This window comes from Actinophytocola sp. (genome assembly GCF_035942955.1).
Lineage (GTDB): Bacteria > Actinomycetota > Actinomycetes > Mycobacteriales > Pseudonocardiaceae > DASYTH01.
Window position 1 is genome coordinate 1 of the sequence record NZ_DASZCQ010000295.1, and the last position, 16,379, is coordinate 16,379.

The 16,379-nt window shown below is 71.4% G+C and carries 16 protein-coding genes; 8 read left to right on the forward strand and 8 right to left on the reverse strand.

All coding sequences use genetic code 11. The features are described 5' to 3' along the window. Nucleotides 1-292 (reverse strand): NUDIX domain-containing protein (locus VGX25_RS35840; RefSeq protein WP_414636027.1); only part of this gene is annotated, 292 nt, incomplete at its 3' end. A 400-nt stretch (nt 293-692) separates the two neighbouring features. Here VGX25_RS35840 and VGX25_RS29575 point away from each other — a divergent pair. The 3 genes from VGX25_RS29575 to mgrA all read left to right on the forward strand — a co-directional run bounded on the left by VGX25_RS29575 (nt 693) and on the right by mgrA (nt 2,983). Beyond that, the gene (locus VGX25_RS29575) at nt 693-1,205 is read left to right on the forward strand and encodes a hypothetical protein (protein ID WP_326921220.1); all 513 of its coding nucleotides are present in this window, start codon (nt 693-695) and stop codon (nt 1,203-1,205) included. 134 nt (nt 1,206-1,339) lie between these two features. Beyond that, nucleotides 1,340-1,870: an MFS transporter gene (locus VGX25_RS29580; protein ID WP_326921233.1), complete on the forward strand. Its 531-nt coding sequence runs from the start codon at nt 1,340-1,342 to the stop codon at nt 1,868-1,870. A gap of 84 nt (nt 1,871-1,954) precedes the next feature. Continuing rightward, the gene (gene mgrA / locus VGX25_RS29585) at nt 1,955-2,983 is read left to right on the forward strand and encodes an L-glyceraldehyde 3-phosphate reductase (protein ID WP_326921221.1); all 1,029 of its coding nucleotides are present in this window, start codon (nt 1,955-1,957) and stop codon (nt 2,981-2,983) included. A gap of 34 nt (nt 2,984-3,017) precedes the next feature. Here mgrA and VGX25_RS29590 read toward each other — a convergent pair whose 3' ends face one another. Beyond that, entirely contained in the window at nt 3,018-4,610 is a 1,593-nt protein-coding gene (locus tag VGX25_RS29590) for a cation acetate symporter (RefSeq protein ID WP_326921222.1), read from the reverse strand. After that, nucleotides 4,607-5,011, reverse strand: coding sequence for a DUF485 domain-containing protein (locus tag VGX25_RS29595; protein WP_326921223.1), 405 nt, complete (start codon nt 5,009-5,011; stop codon nt 4,607-4,609). The genes VGX25_RS29590 and VGX25_RS29595 overlap by 4 nt, the downstream gene beginning before the upstream one ends. A gap of 287 nt (nt 5,012-5,298) precedes the next feature. Between VGX25_RS29595 and VGX25_RS29600 the strand changes: the two genes are divergently transcribed. From VGX25_RS29600 to VGX25_RS29610, 3 genes are read left to right on the forward strand one after another with little or no spacing between them, the layout of a single operon-like run. Continuing rightward, the gene (locus tag VGX25_RS29600) at nt 5,299-7,761 is read left to right on the forward strand and encodes a nitrate- and nitrite sensing domain-containing protein (RefSeq protein ID WP_326921224.1); all 2,463 of its coding nucleotides are present in this window, start codon (nt 5,299-5,301) and stop codon (nt 7,759-7,761) included. After that, nucleotides 7,758-8,186 carry a roadblock/LC7 domain-containing protein gene (locus VGX25_RS29605; protein ID WP_326921225.1) on the forward strand — a complete coding sequence of 143 codons (429 nt, stop codon included), beginning with the start codon at nt 7,758-7,760 and terminating at the stop codon, nt 8,184-8,186. Before VGX25_RS29600 ends, VGX25_RS29605 begins: the two co-directional genes overlap by 4 nt. A 22-nt stretch (nt 8,187-8,208) precedes the next feature. Then, the gene (locus tag VGX25_RS29610; protein WP_326921226.1) at nt 8,209-8,742 is read left to right on the forward strand and encodes a DUF742 domain-containing protein; all 534 of its coding nucleotides are present in this window, start codon (nt 8,209-8,211) and stop codon (nt 8,740-8,742) included. Nucleotides 8,743-8,831: 89 nt separating this feature from the next. Here the strand turns inward: VGX25_RS29610 and VGX25_RS29615 are convergent, their stop codons facing one another. From VGX25_RS29615 to VGX25_RS29635, 5 genes are all read right to left on the reverse strand, one after another. Next, the gene (locus tag VGX25_RS29615; protein ID WP_326921227.1) at nt 8,832-11,675 is read right to left on the reverse strand and encodes an NAD(P)/FAD-dependent oxidoreductase; all 2,844 of its coding nucleotides are present in this window, start codon (nt 11,673-11,675) and stop codon (nt 8,832-8,834) included. Beyond that, the gene (locus VGX25_RS29620) at nt 11,676-11,906 is read right to left on the reverse strand and encodes a ferredoxin (RefSeq protein ID WP_326921228.1); all 231 of its coding nucleotides are present in this window, start codon (nt 11,904-11,906) and stop codon (nt 11,676-11,678) included. It abuts the gene before it with no gap. Beyond that, on the reverse strand, nt 11,903-12,499 hold the full coding sequence (locus VGX25_RS29625; protein WP_326921229.1) for a ferric reductase-like transmembrane domain-containing protein: 597 nt from the start codon (nt 12,497-12,499) through the stop codon (nt 11,903-11,905). Before VGX25_RS29625 ends, VGX25_RS29620 begins: the two co-directional genes overlap by 4 nt. Before the next feature lie 87 nt (nt 12,500-12,586). Continuing rightward, on the reverse strand, nt 12,587-14,014 hold the full coding sequence (locus tag VGX25_RS29630; protein ID WP_326921230.1) for a DUF1996 domain-containing protein: 1,428 nt from the start codon (nt 14,012-14,014) through the stop codon (nt 12,587-12,589). A gap of 53 nt (nt 14,015-14,067) precedes the next feature. Further along, a complete protein-coding gene (locus tag VGX25_RS29635) occupies nt 14,068-14,754 on the reverse strand; it encodes a DUF4142 domain-containing protein (protein WP_326921231.1) in 687 nt (228 codons plus the stop codon). Nucleotides 14,755-15,022: 268 nt separating this feature from the next. Between VGX25_RS29635 and VGX25_RS29640 the strand changes: the two genes are divergently transcribed. Both VGX25_RS29640 and VGX25_RS29645 read left to right on the forward strand, forming a co-directional pair. Then, nucleotides 15,023-15,574, forward strand: a complete 552-nt coding sequence (locus tag VGX25_RS29640) for a sigma-70 family RNA polymerase sigma factor (protein WP_414636025.1) — start codon at nt 15,023-15,025, stop codon at nt 15,572-15,574. Between the two features lie 6 nt (nt 15,575-15,580). Next, entirely contained in the window at nt 15,581-16,345 is a 765-nt protein-coding gene (locus tag VGX25_RS29645; protein ID WP_326921232.1) for a zf-HC2 domain-containing protein, read from the forward strand. The last annotated feature ends 34 nt before the right edge of the window (nt 16,346-16,379 follow it).

Below are 16,379 nucleotides of genomic sequence, written 5' to 3' on the forward strand. Positions count from 1 at the left end.
GCGCGGCACAGCCGTCGTTTCGCACCCGATCTCGCGACCGCATGACCGAGTCGCAAGATAGAACGCCAGCGCGGCCAGCGAGGCCCCGTCCGACACCCCGCCATCGATCAGGAGATCCCGCACCTGCGCCGGCGAGACCCACTCCACGCCTCCGAGGCCAGGAACAGTTGATAGCGTTGGGAAGTGGTACCGGCCATGGGATGCACGCGGTCAGTGGCTCTACAGTGGACATCCGATAGCCGGTCTCCTCCTCGACCTCCCGGCGAATCGCGCCGACTGGGTCCTCGTCGATGTCGGACTAAACCGGCCGGGCATGGCGGTCACCGTGGTCGACGGTGGGCGCAGACGTCGTCTCTCATGGTTCGAGTTCGCCCCGGTGTCGCGCCGCGCTAGGGGCCGCGCTAGGGCGAGGGACGAGCCGGCAAGCCGCGGGCAAGATCGCGCGCGAACCGGGGGGCCGCGCCGCGCGCCTGCGCGCGCAGCGAAGCTTCTATGTCAAGCGGCTGCGGTGTGTTGGTGGTGGTCGGCGTGGAGGGCGCGGCGCGGCGCCCGTTTCCGCACCCGATCCGGACACCGGCCCCGCCGGCTCGGGCCGGCGCGATCCTGAGCGGCGTGCGGAAATGATGTTGTACCGAGCCCCTGAGCCGTGGATACCGTGCTGCGGGGATCGTCACCAATGGGAGGGGCCGCGGATGGGCCGGCAGCGGGTCGAGGTGGGCCTGGCGTTTGCGGGGTTTGTCGTGATTGGACTCGGGGGTGGGGCGGCGGGGGTGCTGCTGCCGGCGCAGATCGATTTTTACCGGATCGACAAGTCGGTGATCGGGTTGCTGTTCTTCGCCTTCTCGGCGGGTTACCTGCTGGCGGGGGCGACCAACGGGTGGCTGCTGCGCCGGCTGGGGGTGCGCGGCGAGTTGGTGCTGGGTGCGGCGAGCTTCGGGGTGACGGCGCTGGGGGCCGGGCTGCAGCCGGGGTTCGGCGGGCTGCTGGGCGTGACCGTCGTGTCCGGGTTCGGCGGCGGCATCATCGACTCCGGGCTCAACTCGTACCTTGCCGCGCTGCCCGGCCGACCGTGCTGCTCAACCTGCTGCATGCGTTCTACGGGGTCGGGGCGCTGGTCGGGCCGGTGCTGGCGGCCGGGCTGCTGGACGCCGGCCTGTCCTGGGGCGCGGCGTACCTGGTGCTCGCGGCGGCGAGCGTGCCGCTGATCGTCGGGTTCGCGGTGCGGTATCCGGCCCGGTCGCCGAGCGGAGAAGCCGAGCCGGACCCCGGCGACCGGACGCCGATCTTCGGCGGGGCGGTGCGCCACCGGGCCGTGCAGCTGTGCGGGCTGTTCCTCGCGGTGTACGTCGGCGTCGAGATCGGGCTTGGCAACTGGACGTACAGCCTGCTGGTCGAGGACCGCGCGCTGGGTGCGCTGCTGGCCGGCTGGGTGGTCAGCGGGTACTGGTTCGGGTTCACCGCGGGGCGCTTCGTGCTCAGCCCGCTGGCCGAGCGGTTCGGGGTCGGGCCGGTCGCCCTGGTGCGTGGGTGCCTCGCGGTCGTGGTCGGGGCCGGTCTGGTCGTGTGGCTGGTGCCGGGCGCGGTCGCGGCGGCGGCCGGGCTGGTGGTGCTCGGCGTGGCGCTTGGCCCGCTCTACCCGCTCACCGTGGCGGTGTTGCCGAGCATGGCGCCGGGGCGGCTGGTGCCGACGGGGATCGGGCTGCTGGTCGGTGTCAGCGTGATCGGCGGTGCGTTGTTTCCGTGGCTGGCCGGCACGCTCGCCGAGAGTGCCGGCCTGGGCACGCTGCTGCCGTTCGTGCTGTGCCTCACCGCGGTGCTGATGGTGACCTGGTGGCGGGTGTCGGCCCGAATGAGGGTGACCGCAACCTGAGACCTCAGGTGCGACGGTGGCCTTCGCCCGGTTGGGACAGAATGAGTGCGACCTGTGTCGAGGTGACCTTCGGTTGGGGAGGCTATGGCGTATCTGGCCGACGAGGCGCGGTACGGGACGATGGTGTACCGCCGCTGCGGGCGCAGCGGGTTGAAGCTGCCCGCGGTTTCGCTCGGGCTGTGGCACAACTTCGGCGCGGATCGGCCGTACGAGCTGGGGCGGTCGATCCTGCGGCGGGCGTTCGACCTCGGGGTGACGCATTTCGATCTGGCCAACAACTACGGACCGCCGTACGGATCGGCGGAGACGAACTTCGGTCGGGCCATGGCCGACGACCTGAGGCCGTACCGGGACGAGCTGATCATCTCCACCAAGGCCGGATACGACATGTGGCCGGGCCCGTACGGCGAGTGGGGCTCGCGCAAGTACCTGCTGGCGTCGCTCGACCAGTCGCTGACCCGGATGGGGCTGGACTACGTCGACATCTTCTACTCGCACCGGTTCGATCCGGACACCCCGCTCGAGGAGACGATGGGCGCGCTGGTCACCGCCGTCCAGCAGGGAAAGGCGCTGTACGTCGGGATCTCGTCGTACTCGCCGGCGGCGACAAGGCAGGCGGCCGAGCTGCTCCGCCAGGCCGGCGTGCCGCTGCTGATCCACCAGCCGTCGTACTCGATGCTCAACCGCTGGATCGAGCCCGAGCTGCTGGACACGCTGGCCGAGCTGGGCGCCGGGTGCATTGCGTTCTCGCCGCTGGGCCAGGGCCTGCTCACCGACCGCTACCTGCACGGCGTGCCGGCCGGATCCCGGGCCAGCCGCGGATCCTCGCTGTCGGCCGGCATGCTGTCCGACGCGAACCTGACCAGGGTGCGCGCCCTCGCCGAGATCGCCAAGCGGCGCGACCAGTCCCTGGCCCAGCTGGCGATCTCCTGGGTGCTGCGCGACGAGCGGGTCACGTCCGCCCTGATCGGCGCCAGCTCGGTCGACCAGCTCGAGACCAACCTGGCGGCCCTTGACGGCCCGCCGTTCACCGACGAGGAGCTGTCGGAGATCGACCGGTACGCGGTGGATTCCGGCATCGACCTGTGGGAGGCGTCGCGCACCGCGGGCTGACCACCCGGCGATCCGCGCACCGGCCGGGTTCGGGTCAGGTGGTGCCGATTCCGGTGATGGAGCGGACCTCGAGCTCGTCGGTGCGCTGCGGGTCGGGGTCGTCCTTGCCGAGGTAGGTGCCGGCGATGCCGAGGAGGAAGGACAGCGGGATCGAGACGATGCCGGGGTTGCTGAGGGGGAAGAGGTGGAAGTCGACGTTCTTGATGATGGAGGTGGGTGAGCCGGAGAAGACGGGCGAGAAGATGATCAGTAGCAGGCAGGAGCCGAGGCCGCCGTAGATGGAGAACAGGGTGCCGGTGGTGTTGAAGCGGCGCCAGAACAGCGTGTAGAGGATGGTGGGCAGGTTGGCCGAGGCGGCGATGGCGAAGGCCAGGGCGACCAGGAAGGCGACGTTCTGGTCGATGGCCAGGATGCCGCCGACGATGGCCAGGCAGCCGATGACCAGGGCGGTGAGCCGGGCGACGCGGACTTCGGCGCCGGGGCGGGGGTGGCCGTGCTTCAAGACGTTGGCGTAGACGTCGTGGGCGAAGGAGGCCGAGGCGGTCAGGGTGAGGCCGGCGATGACGGCGAGGATGGTGGTGAAGGCGACGGCGGCGACGACGGCCAGCAGGATGGTGCCGCCGATGGCGAAGGCCAGCAGGGGGGCGGCGGAGTTTTCGGCGCCCGGCGCGGCGAGGATGGCGGGGGTGCCGACGATGGCGGCGGCGCCGTAGCCGATGATCAAGGTGGCCAGGTAGAACAGGACCATGGCCCAGGTGGCCGAGACGACCGAGCGGCGGGCCTGGTAGGCGTCGGGCACGGTGTAGAAGCGCATCAGGACGTGGGGCAGGGCGCCCGCGCCGAGGACGAGGGCCAGCGACAGCGAGATGAAGTCGAGCTTGGTGGTGTCGGTGCGGCCGTAGCGGGCGCCGGGGTCGAGCAGGGCGCCGCCGAGGGAGCTGTTGGCGGCGGCCTTGTCGAACAGGGCCGACAGGCTGAAACCGAACTTGCCGAGCAGGAACACGCTGATCAGCAGCACGCAGCTGAGCAGCAGGCTGGCCTTGATGATCTGCACCCAGGTGGTGCCCCGCATGCCCCCGACCAGCACGTAGAAGATCATGATCGCCCCGACCACCGCGATCACCAACGCCTGGCCGCCGGAGGAGTGCACGTTGAGCAGCAGCGCCACCAGCGCCCCGGCGCCGGCCATCTGGGCCAGCATGTAGAACGCGGAGATCACCAGGGTGGCGTTGGCCGCGGCGGCCCGCACCGGGCGCTGCCGCATCCGGAAGCTGACCACGTCGCCCATGGTGAACCGGCCGGTGTTGCGGAACCGCTCGGCGAGCAGCAGCAGCGGGATGAGCCAGGCGACCAGGAATCCGATGGAGTACAGGAAGCCGTCATAACCCTGCACCGCGATCGCGCCGGCGATTCCGAGAAACGAGGCCGCGGACAGGTAGTCGCCGGACAGGGCGACGCCGTTCTGCATGCCGGTGAAGGCGCCGCCCGCGGCGTAGTAATCGGCGGCGGTGGCGTTTCGGCTGCTCACCCGGTATACGACGAACAGGGTGACGGCGACGATCACCAGGAAGATGCTGACGTTGAGGGCGGGCTCGCCGGCGACCGGCGCGGCCTGGGCGATGGTCATGATCGTCCGGCACCCGTCCGCTCACGCAGCGCCGCGACCTGTGGGTCGACCTTCTTCCTGGCGAATCGCACGTACGCCAACATGATGAGCACGGTGGTGACGAACTGGGACAGCCCGAGCAGCAGCCCCACCGTCACGCTGCCCACCACCCGGTGGCTCATCAGCCCGTGCGCGTACGCGGCCAGCAGCACGTACGTCATGTACCAGCAGAAGAACACCGCCACCATGGGGAATATGAACCGCGTCAGGCGGCGGCGAATGGCCAGAAACTCCGGGCTCCGCCGGATCGCCGCGTAGTCCGGACCGGCTTCGGCGGTCCGCCCGGAATCGTCCGGGCCGGGTTGGAAAGCGGTGTATTGCTCGCCCTCCGGAATTCGCGTAAAGGACGATAGTGTGGCCATCCAGCTTCCTTCCGCGATGATTTTCCACGGCGCCGGGCAGGCGGTCCGGCCGCGCTGGAGCACGAGCGTAACCGGCGTGTCGGCGCAGTCAAGGACCGCCCACGTGTGAGGCTGACCGGATGGCTTTGTGTCCAGTTGGCCAGGTCCTGTCCAGATGTCGACAACGCAGCGTGCACGCGTCGTGGCTTAATCGATACTTGAACACAGCGTGGCCGCATCCTTAAGTTAACCGGCATAATTCGCGGGGCCCCGCCATGTCCGGGAGGAGATCTCGTGAGGCGTATCTCGTGAGCTCGGTAGAGGACGGCGCCTCCGTCCCACCCGGCCGACGCCGGGCCTGGTGGGCTGCGGCGGTGCAGTGGCGCAACTGGCCGCTGCTGGTGAAGTTGGGCATGGTGCTGGTGGTCCCGGTCGTGGCCGCCATGGTGCTCGGCGTGCTCCGGGTCAAGGCCGACGTCGAGCTGGCCCGGTCCTATGCGGACGTCGAGCGGCTGGCGACGCTGCGCGGCGGCCTGGTCGAGGTGCTGTCGGTCATCCAGCGCGAGCGCAAGTTCGCCGTGCAGCAGCCCGCCGGCGGCTCGCCGACGTTCAAGCTCCAGATCGACGAGACCGACGTGATCACCCGGGACTGGCAGGAGCGCGCCCGGATCGCGCCGGATCTCGGCGAGGCCGCCGCCCGCGGGTACCGCGAGCTGACCGGGGCGCTGTCCTCGCTGCGGACCATCCGCGGCGACGTGACCGCGGGCGCGGACGCGCTCGTCGTGCTCGGCGGCTACAACGCGGTCACCAACGCCCTGCTGGAGTTCGACCGGACGCTGGTGGGCCAGTTCCCAGACCGGGAGCTCAGCGGGATCTCCGCGGCGCTCTACGACCTGCAGGTGGCGCGCGAGCAGGTCAGCCTGCAGCAGGCGGTCGGGCTCGCCGGCCTGCGCCGCGGCGCGCTGACCGACACCGAGCGCGACATGCTCATCGAGGCGGGCATCCGGCTCGACGACAAGCTCACCGAGGGGCGGGCGCTGGCGCCGCCGCACCTGTGGCAGTACTACGAGACGACGGTCACCGGTCCGGACGTGACCAGCCGGCGGACGCTGGCGCTGGCCGCAAGGGCCTCGGGCACGATCGCGATGCCGTTCAGCGAGTCCGAGTGGAACTCCGTGTCGGACTCCACGACCATCCTGATGACCAACGTGCTGCGCACCACGGCCGCCGAGCTGCAGACGGCGTCGACGGCGCTGCAGAGCAGCGTCAGCAACCGCGCCGGCACCCAGTCGGTGCTGGTGGTCGTGATGCTGCTGCTGGTGCTCGGCATCGGTGGCGTGCTCGGCCGGTACCTGCTGCGCTCGGTCGGGGTGCTCCGGCGCACCGCGCTCGAGGTGGCGCACACCCGGCTGCCCGCGGCGGTGGCCAGCATCCGCGCGGGCGAGGCCGCGAAGGTGGCCATCGAGCCGGTCCCGCTGCACACGACCGAGGAGTTCGGCCAGCTGGCCCGCGCGTTCGACGCGGTCAACGGCCAGGCGGTGCGCTCGGCTGCCGAGGAGGCCAGCCTGCGCAACAACCTGAGCAACATCTTCGTGAACCTGTCGCGCCGCAGCCAGGGTCTGGTGGAGCGCCAGCTCAAGCTGATGGAGCAGCTCGAGCAGAAGGAGAACGATCCCGACCAGCTGGCCAACCTGTTCAAGCTGGACCACCTGGCCACCCGCATGCGGCGCAACAACGAGAACCTGATGGTGCTGTCCGGCATCGACCTCGGCCGCCGCGCCAGCGAGCCGGTGCCGCTGCCGGACGTGCTGCGCGCCGCGGTCTCCGAGATCGAGCACTACCAGCGCGCGGTCGTGCGGTCCGCGCCGCTGTCGCGGATCGTCGGATACGCCGCCAGCGACCTGATCCGGCTGGTCGCCGAGCTCGTCGAGAACGCCACCGCGTTCTCCCCGCCGACCACCCAGGTGGTCATCACCAGCCAGCTCAACGAGGACGGCTCGGTCCGGATCGACATCGTCGACCAGGGCATCGGGATGGGCGAGGCGGAGCTGCACGAGGCCAACCAGCGGGTGGCCGTGGGCGGCGGCGTGGACGTGCCGATCTCCCGGCAGATGGGCCTGTTCGTGGTCGGCAGCCTGGCCAACCGGCACGGCATCCAGGTGCGGCTGAGCAACCGCGACGACGACGAGCACGGCCTGCGCGCGACGGTGCACGTCCGGCGCGAGCTGGTGGCGATGGACCTGTCCGAGACGCAGCCGGTGCCGGTGCTCGCGACCCCGGGCGCGGCCGCGAGGGCCGACGGCGCGGCCGCCGTGGTCGACGCCGCGCCGGCCCGGTCCGGCGGGGTGACCGGACGCCTGCAGCTGGCCGGGATCGTCGTGCAGCTGCCGGACCTGCCGGCCGCCACCTCGCCTGCGTCGATCCTGTTCGCCGCGCGCACACCGGTGGAGGACAACGGCGCGAAATCCGGGCCTGGTCAGTTCACCTGGCTCGGCGACCGGGCCGCCGCCCGCGGGTCGAGCGGCCCTGCGCGGCCGGCCGGGCCGCAGGGTCCGCCACCGCCGGCGGCGGCGCACGCCAAGGGGCCGGACGGGTTGCCCAAGCGGGTGCCGCAGGCCCAGCTGCTCGGCAACCCGTCGCGCGGAGTGCCCGCTCCCGCCCCGCCACCGCCCGCCCCGACCAGGGACCCGGCAAGGGCGCGCGGGTTCCTGAGCAACTTCCAGGCGGGCATCCGCCAGAGCGAGAACAGCAAGGGGGAGCCGAATCCATGACCTCGCCCCAGACTCCTGGTGGAGCGCAACCGGTTGGGCAGTTCGGCTGGCTGGTCAACAACTTCGCGGAGAACGTGCCCGGGGTGGCGCACGCGGTCGTGATCTCGGTCGACGGGCTGCTGCTCACCGCGTCCGCGCGGCTGCCGGTGGACCGGGCCGAGCAGATGGCCGCCATCGCCGCCGGCGTGGTGAGCCTCAACCTGGGCGCGGCCCGGGTGCTCGGCGCCGAGAAGGTGCTGCGCTGCATCGTCGAGATGGACCAGGGCGTGCTGCTGCTGATGTCCATTCGGGACGGATCCTGCCTTGCCGTGCTGGCCGTACGCGACTGCGACATCTCGCAGGTGGCGTACGAGATGACCGTGCTGGTCGACCAGGTCGGTCAGATCCTGACCCCGCAGCTGCGGGCGGCGCTGGTCGCCGGATAATTGGGCCAGAGGTGATCCCGTGATGAGCACCGACGACGAGGTTCCGCCCGCCGAGCAGACCTTCGCCGACGTGCTCAACGGCCTGACCCTCGCCGGCCGGCGGGCCCGCGACCGGCACCCCAGGTCCGAGCCGCAGCCGGCCCGTCCCACCCGCCGGCACGCCGCGCAGCCCGATGACGGGCCGCTCGAGGAGAACGCGGCCAGCGTCCGCGCCTACGCCTGGACCGGTGGCCGCACCCGGTCGGACTTCCAGCTGGAGATCGAGACGCTGGTGTCGACCAGCCCGCGCGCGTTGGAGCTGATCGACACGCTGCGCACCGAGCATCAGTCGGTGGCGCGGCTGTGCCACCATTCCAAGTCGGTCGCCGAGGTCAGCGCGCTGCTGTCGTTGCCGCTGGGCGTGGTGCGCGTGCTGCTCGGGGACATGGCCAGCCTCGGCCTCATCGAGGTGCACCGCAACCGCAAGCTCGACGGCGACCGGCCGGACATGGAGCTGCTCGAGCGTGTCCTGCGCGGCCTGACCAATCTCCGTGCCGCCCCGGCCCACCCCTCGTAGGGCCGCGACGTCAACGGGTGCGGCGGCGGTGTCGGGCCGCCGCCGTACCCGCACCCTGTTGCCGTGATCCGCGGGCGATGTCGGGTGAGCTAGCGGATCACGGCACGCAGGTCTATGGGGGGCAGGTCCGGCACCCGCATCCCGGGAAGATCGGCGTCGCGCACGAACAGCTCGTCGAACCGCGGGTCGGACGCCCGCGACACCGGCGCCATCGACGGGAACGACGGGTGCTCCGTGTACCTCGGGACCGGCCTCATCGAGGGCAGGGACGGATGCTCCAGGTACTTCGACGGCGGCGGGATCGACGCCATGGGCGGGAACGACGGGTGCTGCTCGTAGGGCGGCGAGACCGGCGCCATCGACGGGAACGAGGGATGCTCGGTGTACCGCGGCGGGGTCGGGGTGCGGTCGTTGCTCCGCGGCGGAGGCGGCGTCGCCCGGCCGTTGCTTCGCGACGCCGGTGGCCTCGGTGTCCGGCCGTTGGTGGGGGACTCCGGTGGCGTCGTCGGAAGCTGGCCGGTGAGCTGGGACATCGCCGGGATCGCCAGGTCGCCGTTGTGCCGGGACGCCGGTGGCCTCGGTGCGCGGCCATTGGTCCGTGATGCCGGTGGCCGTGACGCCGGTGGCTTTGATGTGCGGCCGTTGGTTGTGGATGGTGGCGTCGGTTGGTGATCGGTGATCCGGGACATCGGCGCCGTCACCGGATGGTCGTTGGTCCGCGACACCGGTGGCATGGATGGGAACGAGGGATGCTCGGTGGGCCGGGACGGCGGGACCGGAGTGCGGCCGTTGGTCCGCGAGGCCGGTGGGGATGGGAATGACGGGTGCTCGGTGGGCCGGGGAGCCGGCGGGGTTCCGTTGATCCGGGACACCGGTGGCATCGATGGGAATGACGGGTGCTCGGTGGGCCGGGAGGGTGGCGGTACCGGGGCGCGCCCATTGGTCCGGGACACCGGTGGCATGGACGGGAACGAGGGATGCGCGGTGGGCCGAGACGCCGGCGGGGTTCCGTTGGTCCGCGACACCGGTGCCATGGATGGGAACGAAGGGTGCTCGGTGGGCCGAGACGCCGGCGGGCTTCCGTTGGTCCGCGTCACCGGCGGCATCGACGGGAACGAGGGATGCTCGGTGGGCCGGGACGGCGGGACCGGAGTGCGGCCGTTGGTCCGCGAGGCCGGTGGGGATGGGAATGACGGGTGCTCGGTGGGCCGAGACGCCGGCGGGGTTCCGTTGGTCCGCGTCACCGGTGGCATCGACGGGAACGACGGGTGCTCGGTGGGCCGGGAGGGTGGCGGGACGGGGGCGTGGCCGTTGGTCCGCGAGGCCGGTGGCATCGGGCGGATCGGTGGGAGCTCGGCGAACCGGGACTCCAGCGAGGGCGGGGTGGGGCGGAAGTCGGTGGCCGGCGCCGGGGTGCCGTTGTTCCGGGACACCGGCGTCAATGAGGGGAACGACGGGTGCTCGGCGGGGCGGGGCGGCGAGGCCGGGGTGTGGCCGGTGTTCCGCGCGACCGGCGCCATCGACGGCAAGGACGGGTGCTCGGTGTGCGGGCGCTGTGGGGGCAGCGCGGGGCGGCTGCCGGCCAGGCGGATGGCCGGGATCGCCCGGGTTTTCCAGAGATCCGACAGATCCACCGCCGGGATGGCGATCGTCGGGGGGCCGGCGGGGGGAGCGGGGCGGGGAGCGGGAGCGGGGGTGGAGACCGGGGTGGACGTGGTGCGGACGGCCTTGCGGCGCTCCATGGCGGCGGTCGACTGGCGGTCCAGCTCGGCGCTCCAGCGGAGCATGCCGCGCGGGCTGTCCCAGGAGATCACGCCGACCAGGGAGCCCTCGCTGACGTAGCCGGTGACCCGGTGGCCGACCATGACGGATCCGGCCAGCGGCACGGTGTCCTGGGCCAGCGCGGGGATGCCGGCGGCCTGGATGCGGACGCCGTGCTGGTCGGACCAGAACCGGGGGAGCGGGGTGTACGGACGGGCGTTCGCCTGACCCACCAACAGGTTCTCCGCGGCGGCCCGGCCCATCTCGATGGCGTTGAGCCAGTGCTCGATGCGGCGCGGCATGGTGTCGAAGCGCAGGTTCGGCCAGCGGGCGACGTCCCCGGCCACCACGACGTCGGTGGCGCCGACCGCGTGGCAGGTGGGGCCGCACATGATCCCGTCGTCGAGGATCAGGCCGGAGCCGCGCAGCCAGTCCACCGCGGGCACCCCGCCGACGCCGAGCACGACCACCGCGGCCAGGACCACCTGCCCGGTGGACAGGTGCAGGGCCATGCCGTCGCGCGTCGGGACCCAGTGCTTCACCGACGCCTGGGTGATCAGCTGCACGCCGTGCGAGCGGTGCAGGCCGGTGACCATCTCGCTGACGGCCGGGCCGGGAACCTTGTCCAGCAGCTCCCGCTCGCGGGTGATGATCGTCGCGTCCCGGCCCATCTCGCGCGCGGCCGAGGCCAGCTCGCAGCCGACGAAGCCGCCGCCGATCACCGCGACGGCGCCCTTGCTGTGCGCGATGGCCCGCTGCACGGCGACCGCGTCGGCCACCGTGCGCAGCACCTGCACCCGCGGGTCGTGCCGCGGCGCGCCGGCCAGGTGCCGAGCCTGCACGCCGGTCGCGATGATCAGGCCGTCGTACCGGATCTCCTCGCCGCCGGGCAGGTGCACGACCCGCTCATCGGTGTCCAGCTTGGTGGCGCGGGTGGCGTACCGCCAGACCGCGTCCAGCTCGGTGTGCACGGGCAGCACGATGTCGCGCGGCCGGACGGAACCGGTGAGCAGCTGCTTGGACAGCGCCGGCCGGTGGTACGGGCGGTAGGGCTCCTCGCTGACCATGATCAGCTCGCCGTCGAAGCCGAGCTCGCGCAGCCGTTCGCCGGCGCGCAGCCCGGCCGCGCCGGTTCCGACGATGACGATTCGCTCGCGCTTGTCGTCGCTCAATTACCGTTCCTCCAAACGGATGGCGAGCATGGGGCAGCACCTGGCGGCCGCCTTGGCCCCCTCGAGCTCCTCCTCGGCCACCGACCGGCGGTAGAACAGCTCGCCGGTGGCCATGAGCCGGAACAGCTGGGGAGCCTCGGCCTCGCAGGTGCCGTAGCGGCGGCAGCGGTCGTTGTTCACGCTGAGCTGGTGCCGCCGGACACCCCGCCGATTCGTCGTTGTTCGGTTCACGGCACGTCCTCGAGCAGGCCGGTGGTGGCCAGCGCCTTTGCTGGCACGAAGCGAATGATGGCGAGCGTGACGGCGGGGACCAGCAGCGTGATTCCGGCCAGCCACAGGGTGGCCAGGCTGCCGTTGGCCATCGCTGCAAGGAAGGCGTGGCCGACGCCCAGCATGAACGCCGGGTAGGTGAGGCGGTGGATGCCCAGCCACCGCCGGTAGGTCATCCACCGCTTCAGGCCGATGGCGACGGCGGCCGCGAGCATCCCCTCGAACGCCAGGATGCCCATCGTGTAGCGCAGCTGGCCACCGGGGTGGAACGGCATGAGCAGCTGCGTCAGCGTCCACGGATTGTTCCGCAGCAGCAGGAAGGCGACGCCGTGGACGCCGGCGAACGCCAGGGTCAGCGTGGCCAGCATCATGTGCCCGTTGCGCACCGCCTGCCGGCCGGTGATCCGGTTGACCCAGCCGAGGCTGGTGAGGATCCCCCAGCACAGCGTGAGGCACATCATCGCGTAGGCCAGCCGGGCGGACAGGGCGGCCAGCTCGCGGATGCCGGCGTCGTGGCCGGGGTCGGCCGCGCCCTGCGCCAGTTGGTACAGCACTCGTGCCTCCGATTCGGTCGAATCAGGGTTGCGCCGGGCGAGCTGGGGCAGCTCCAGCCCGCCCGGCCCCTACCGGAACTGCGGGAGCTAGCAGCGCCGGTCGCTGTTGATGCAGCGCACCACCCGGTTCATCAGCGCTTCGGACATCACGTTGACGAAGTCGTTGTGGAACGTCTCCGGTGCGTGCAGGACCTGCGGGAAGGAGTCCACGGCGAACACCCGACCCCTGGGGACGTCCCAGGTGATGGTCATCCGCAGCTGCGGGATCGCCTGGAAGCCCGCCGGGCAGGCGCCGTTGCGGTCGGCGAACGCCACGTGCGTGCGGTGGTTGGCGCTGTCGATGTTCTGGCCGTCCCAGCAGCCGGGGAAGTCCGAGATCTGCTGGACCTGACTGCCCCGCGGGCAGATCGGGTACTTGGGGGTGATCCGGTCCCGGAAGCCGGTGCAGGTCCACTTCGCGTTCTGGTTGACACCGCCCTGGATGGTGGTCTTGGCGTTGCCGGTGAGCACCCGGAGGAACCGCGGCATCGCCACGACGTCGCCCTGCGCGTTGCCGCGGAAGGTGATGTCCACCGAGCGCGCCTTGAGGATGGTGCCGAGGTTGTGCGCGTTGGTCGCGTCCGGCGTGCCGCCGCCGTTGGCCTCCCGAACCCGGACGACCGGGAAGAAGTAGGCCGACAGGTCCTCGCGGTTGGCGCACGTGGTTCCGGCGGCGGCCAGGCTGTCGTTGTTCGCGTTGGCGCCGGCGGCCGTGTTGCCGAGGTAGTCGTGCGTGTGCTCGGCGCCGTTGGCGACGCCCGGCGAGACGATGAAGTTGGACGAGTCCCGTTGGCTGTCGGTGCCGGTGCCGCACCGCGAGGTGAACGTGCCGCGGGAGGCGTTGCGGCCCGGCCGCGCGTCAAGGCGCTGCGGGGCGACCCGGAAGATGCTGATGAAGTCCGTGGCGAACGGCCCGATCTCCTGGTTGAGGCACTCCGGGTTCTCGAACTCCTGCTCGGTGTCACCCGGCGCCGGCGCCGGCGGGGTGTTCGGCGCGGAGGGGCCCGCCTCGTCGCTCGGCGCGGGGTCCTCCTGCGGCTGCTCGGGCTGCTGTGGCTGCGCGGGCCGGGGTCGGTTCAGCCGCATGCCCTGGACCTCGGGAACGCCTTCCTCGGCCGGCTGCTCGGCCTGGGGCTGCTCCGCGGGCGGCTGCTCGGCCGGCGGCTGTTGCTCGGCCGGCGGCTGCTCAGCCGGTGGTTCCTCGGCGGGCGGAGCGCTCTCCGACGACGACGGGGGCGCCGTCTCGGACTCGGAGGGCGGTGCCGTCTCGGATGTCGAGGTCTGAGTGGACGACGTGGTCTGGGTTGCGGGTGGCGGTGCGTCTGGCAGGCACTGCAAGCTCGCGGGCCCGCCGCCGCGGGCGCTGGCGCTGCCGTATATGCCGACGCCAACGGCGGTGCCGATCAGTGCCACCGCCGCCATCGTGGCGGCGATCAACCGCCGCTTGGTGCGTGTCGGCATCTGATGTCGTGGCATGGGTGAACCTCACTTGTTGTTGAAGTACATCTGCGTTGGTTGACGGGATCGCGTCAGCGCGAGCGGAACAGCCGGAGCAGGCCGACGGTCACCGCGGCCTCTCCGAGAACGATGGCCACCACGAGTCTCGGGTCCACGCCCGTGCCGGTCTGGGCGCTGGCGTTGGTGACGCCGTGCTGCGGTGCCGAGCCCGGCAGCGCCGGTTCCGGCAACGCGTTGAAGTCCACCTGCCCGGTGCTCTCCAACAGGATCATGTGACCCTTGACGACGTCGTTGACCTCGGAGGCGAACTCGCGGATCACCTCGTTGCGGGTGCCGGCCCGGACCTGGGCGACGACCGCGAACACCTTGCCGTGCGCGGCGCGCAGCAGCTGGGCGTACGACCGGTCGAACTCCGGACCGGACTTGGAGTCCAGCTCCGCCAGCCACTTCTGCTGATCCTCGTTGGGCTGGTCGGGCAGCGCCACGCCGAGCTGCTCGGCGACCGCGCGGACGTCCTCGTCGAGTTGCGTGTGCTGCTTGGCGATCTCGGCCCCGACATCCTTGACGATCTGCGAGTCGGCCTGCCGCTGGGCCTGCTGACCGGCCGGGATCTCCCACAGGCCCGCCTGCCGCACCGCGATGAGCAGCTTCCGGTCGGACTCGGTGAGCGGGGCGGCGGCTGGCTGGCTCGCCAGCGCCGGAGCCACGACACCGAAGATCACGATGGACACCGGGACGAGCAGCAGAAGCAGCGCCACCGGGACCCGACCGAGAACAGCTCTCTCCACTGTGGACTACCTGGCGCAGTGGAGCGCGGTGCGCGGGCGCAGCGGAGTCTTCATGAGATTTCCCTTCTGTGCAAGGAGATTCCACGGGACACCAGCACGTGCGATCACCAGCAGATACGGAATCGGATGGGTCACGGTTCAATTACGCCCATGATGGGAGTGTGACCTGGATCACTCGACTTTCCGGCGTTGAGGGGTCCATGATGTCTCGCCGTGAGCGAGCCTGTGAGGTGATGCCTTGAGTCGGCGTCAGAGCACCCGAGTGGGGCTTGCCGACGCGGACAGCGTCCCGGATCGTGACGAGGCGCTGGTCAGGATGCTCTACCGCGAGTTCGGCGGCATGCTGTTCGGGCATGTGCTGCGGTTGACCGGAAACGACCGCCAGTGGGCCGAGGACGTGGTGCAGGAGACCCTGGTCCGCGCCTGGCGCAATGCCGATCGTCTCGATCGGGAGCCCGGCATGCTCCGCGCCTGGCTGTTCACCGTGGCCCGCCGGATCGTCATCGACGGCCGGCGCAGCCACAGCGCCCGTCCGCGCGAGGTCGATCTCGCCCCGCTCGAGGTGGTACCGATTCCGGACCGATCGGAGCAGTCGTTGTCCGCCATGGTCGTCGCCGACGCCCTGCAGGGCCTGCGCGCCGAGCACCGGGAGGCGGTCGAGGAGACGTACCTGAAGGGCAGGACGGTCAACGAGGCCGCCGTGGTTCTCGGCATTCCACCCGGTACGGTCAAGTCCCGGGTGTACTACGCGCTTCGCGCACTGCGTCGCGTGCTTCGGGATGGGGAGTGATCAACGATGTCCGCACCCCAGCACCATGACGTCGCGGCGTACGTGCTCGGCATACTCGACCAGCCGGATGAGGCCGCCTTCGCGCAGCACCTCACCCGGTGCCAGCAGTGCCGTGCGGAGTACCGCGAGCTGTCGGATCTCCCGGTGCTGCTCGATCAGCTCAAACCGACCCCGCTCGAGCGGACCGGGCCGGCCCCGCCGTCCGCAGTGGACGGTGGCCCGCCGCTCGGCGTGCTGCTCGACCGGATCACCGCGGCCCGGCGCCGCCAGCGCACGGCGACCTGGCTGGCCGCCGCCGCGGCCGCGGTGCTGATCGTCGCCGTGCCGCTGGTCGTGTTGCTGCCCAACGGAACCGAGGGCCAGACGGCCGCCCCCGACTCGTCGTTGAGCTCGCCGTCGCCCAGGATCCCCACGACCGACGACCCGACGACCACCGCGCCCACGGTGGCCGGCGCCCACTCGATCAGCGGGAGCAACGCGGCCAACGGGATCTCGGCGACCATCACCATCCAGGACGAGCCCTGGGGCACCAAGGTCTACCTCGAGCTGCGCGGGATCACCGGCCCGCTGCAGTGCCAACTGGTGGCGGTCTCCCGCACCGGCTTCAGCCAGGTGGTCACCACCTGGCACGTCCCGGCCAGCGGCTTCGGCGTCCCCGGATCGCCGCTCCCGCTCAAGGTCGAGGGCGGCGTCGGCATCGACCAGTCCCAGATCGCCCGCTTCCAGGTCACCCGCGACAACGGCCCCGACCTCCTGGAGGTCCCCACCTAACCGCCGTGTTTGTGCCTCCCGTCGGTGTGTTTGG

What these genes read in the sequence shown, in the direction of transcription:
- VGX25_RS29575 (WP_326921220.1), top strand. Translation starts at nt 693, where the DNA reads ATGGGCCGGCAGCGGGTCGAGGTGGGCCTGGCGTTTGCGGGGTTTGTC.
- mgrA (WP_326921221.1), top strand. Translation starts at nt 1,955, where the DNA reads ATGGCGTATCTGGCCGACGAGGCGCGGTACGGGACGATGGTGTACCGC.
- VGX25_RS29590 (WP_326921222.1), bottom strand. Translation starts at nt 4,610, where the DNA reads ATGACCATCGCCCAGGCCGCGCCGGTCGCCGGCGAGCCCGCCCTCAAC.
- VGX25_RS29595 (WP_326921223.1), bottom strand. Translation starts at nt 5,011, where the DNA reads ATGGCCACACTATCGTCCTTTACGCGAATTCCGGAGGGCGAGCAATAC.
- VGX25_RS29605 (WP_326921225.1), top strand. Translation starts at nt 7,758, where the DNA reads ATGACCTCGCCCCAGACTCCTGGTGGAGCGCAACCGGTTGGGCAGTTC.
- VGX25_RS29610 (WP_326921226.1), top strand. Translation starts at nt 8,209, where the DNA reads ATGAGCACCGACGACGAGGTTCCGCCCGCCGAGCAGACCTTCGCCGAC.
- VGX25_RS29630 (WP_326921230.1), bottom strand. Translation starts at nt 14,014, where the DNA reads ATGCCACGACATCAGATGCCGACACGCACCAAGCGGCGGTTGATCGCC.
- VGX25_RS29645 (WP_326921232.1), top strand. Translation starts at nt 15,581, where the DNA reads ATGTCCGCACCCCAGCACCATGACGTCGCGGCGTACGTGCTCGGCATA.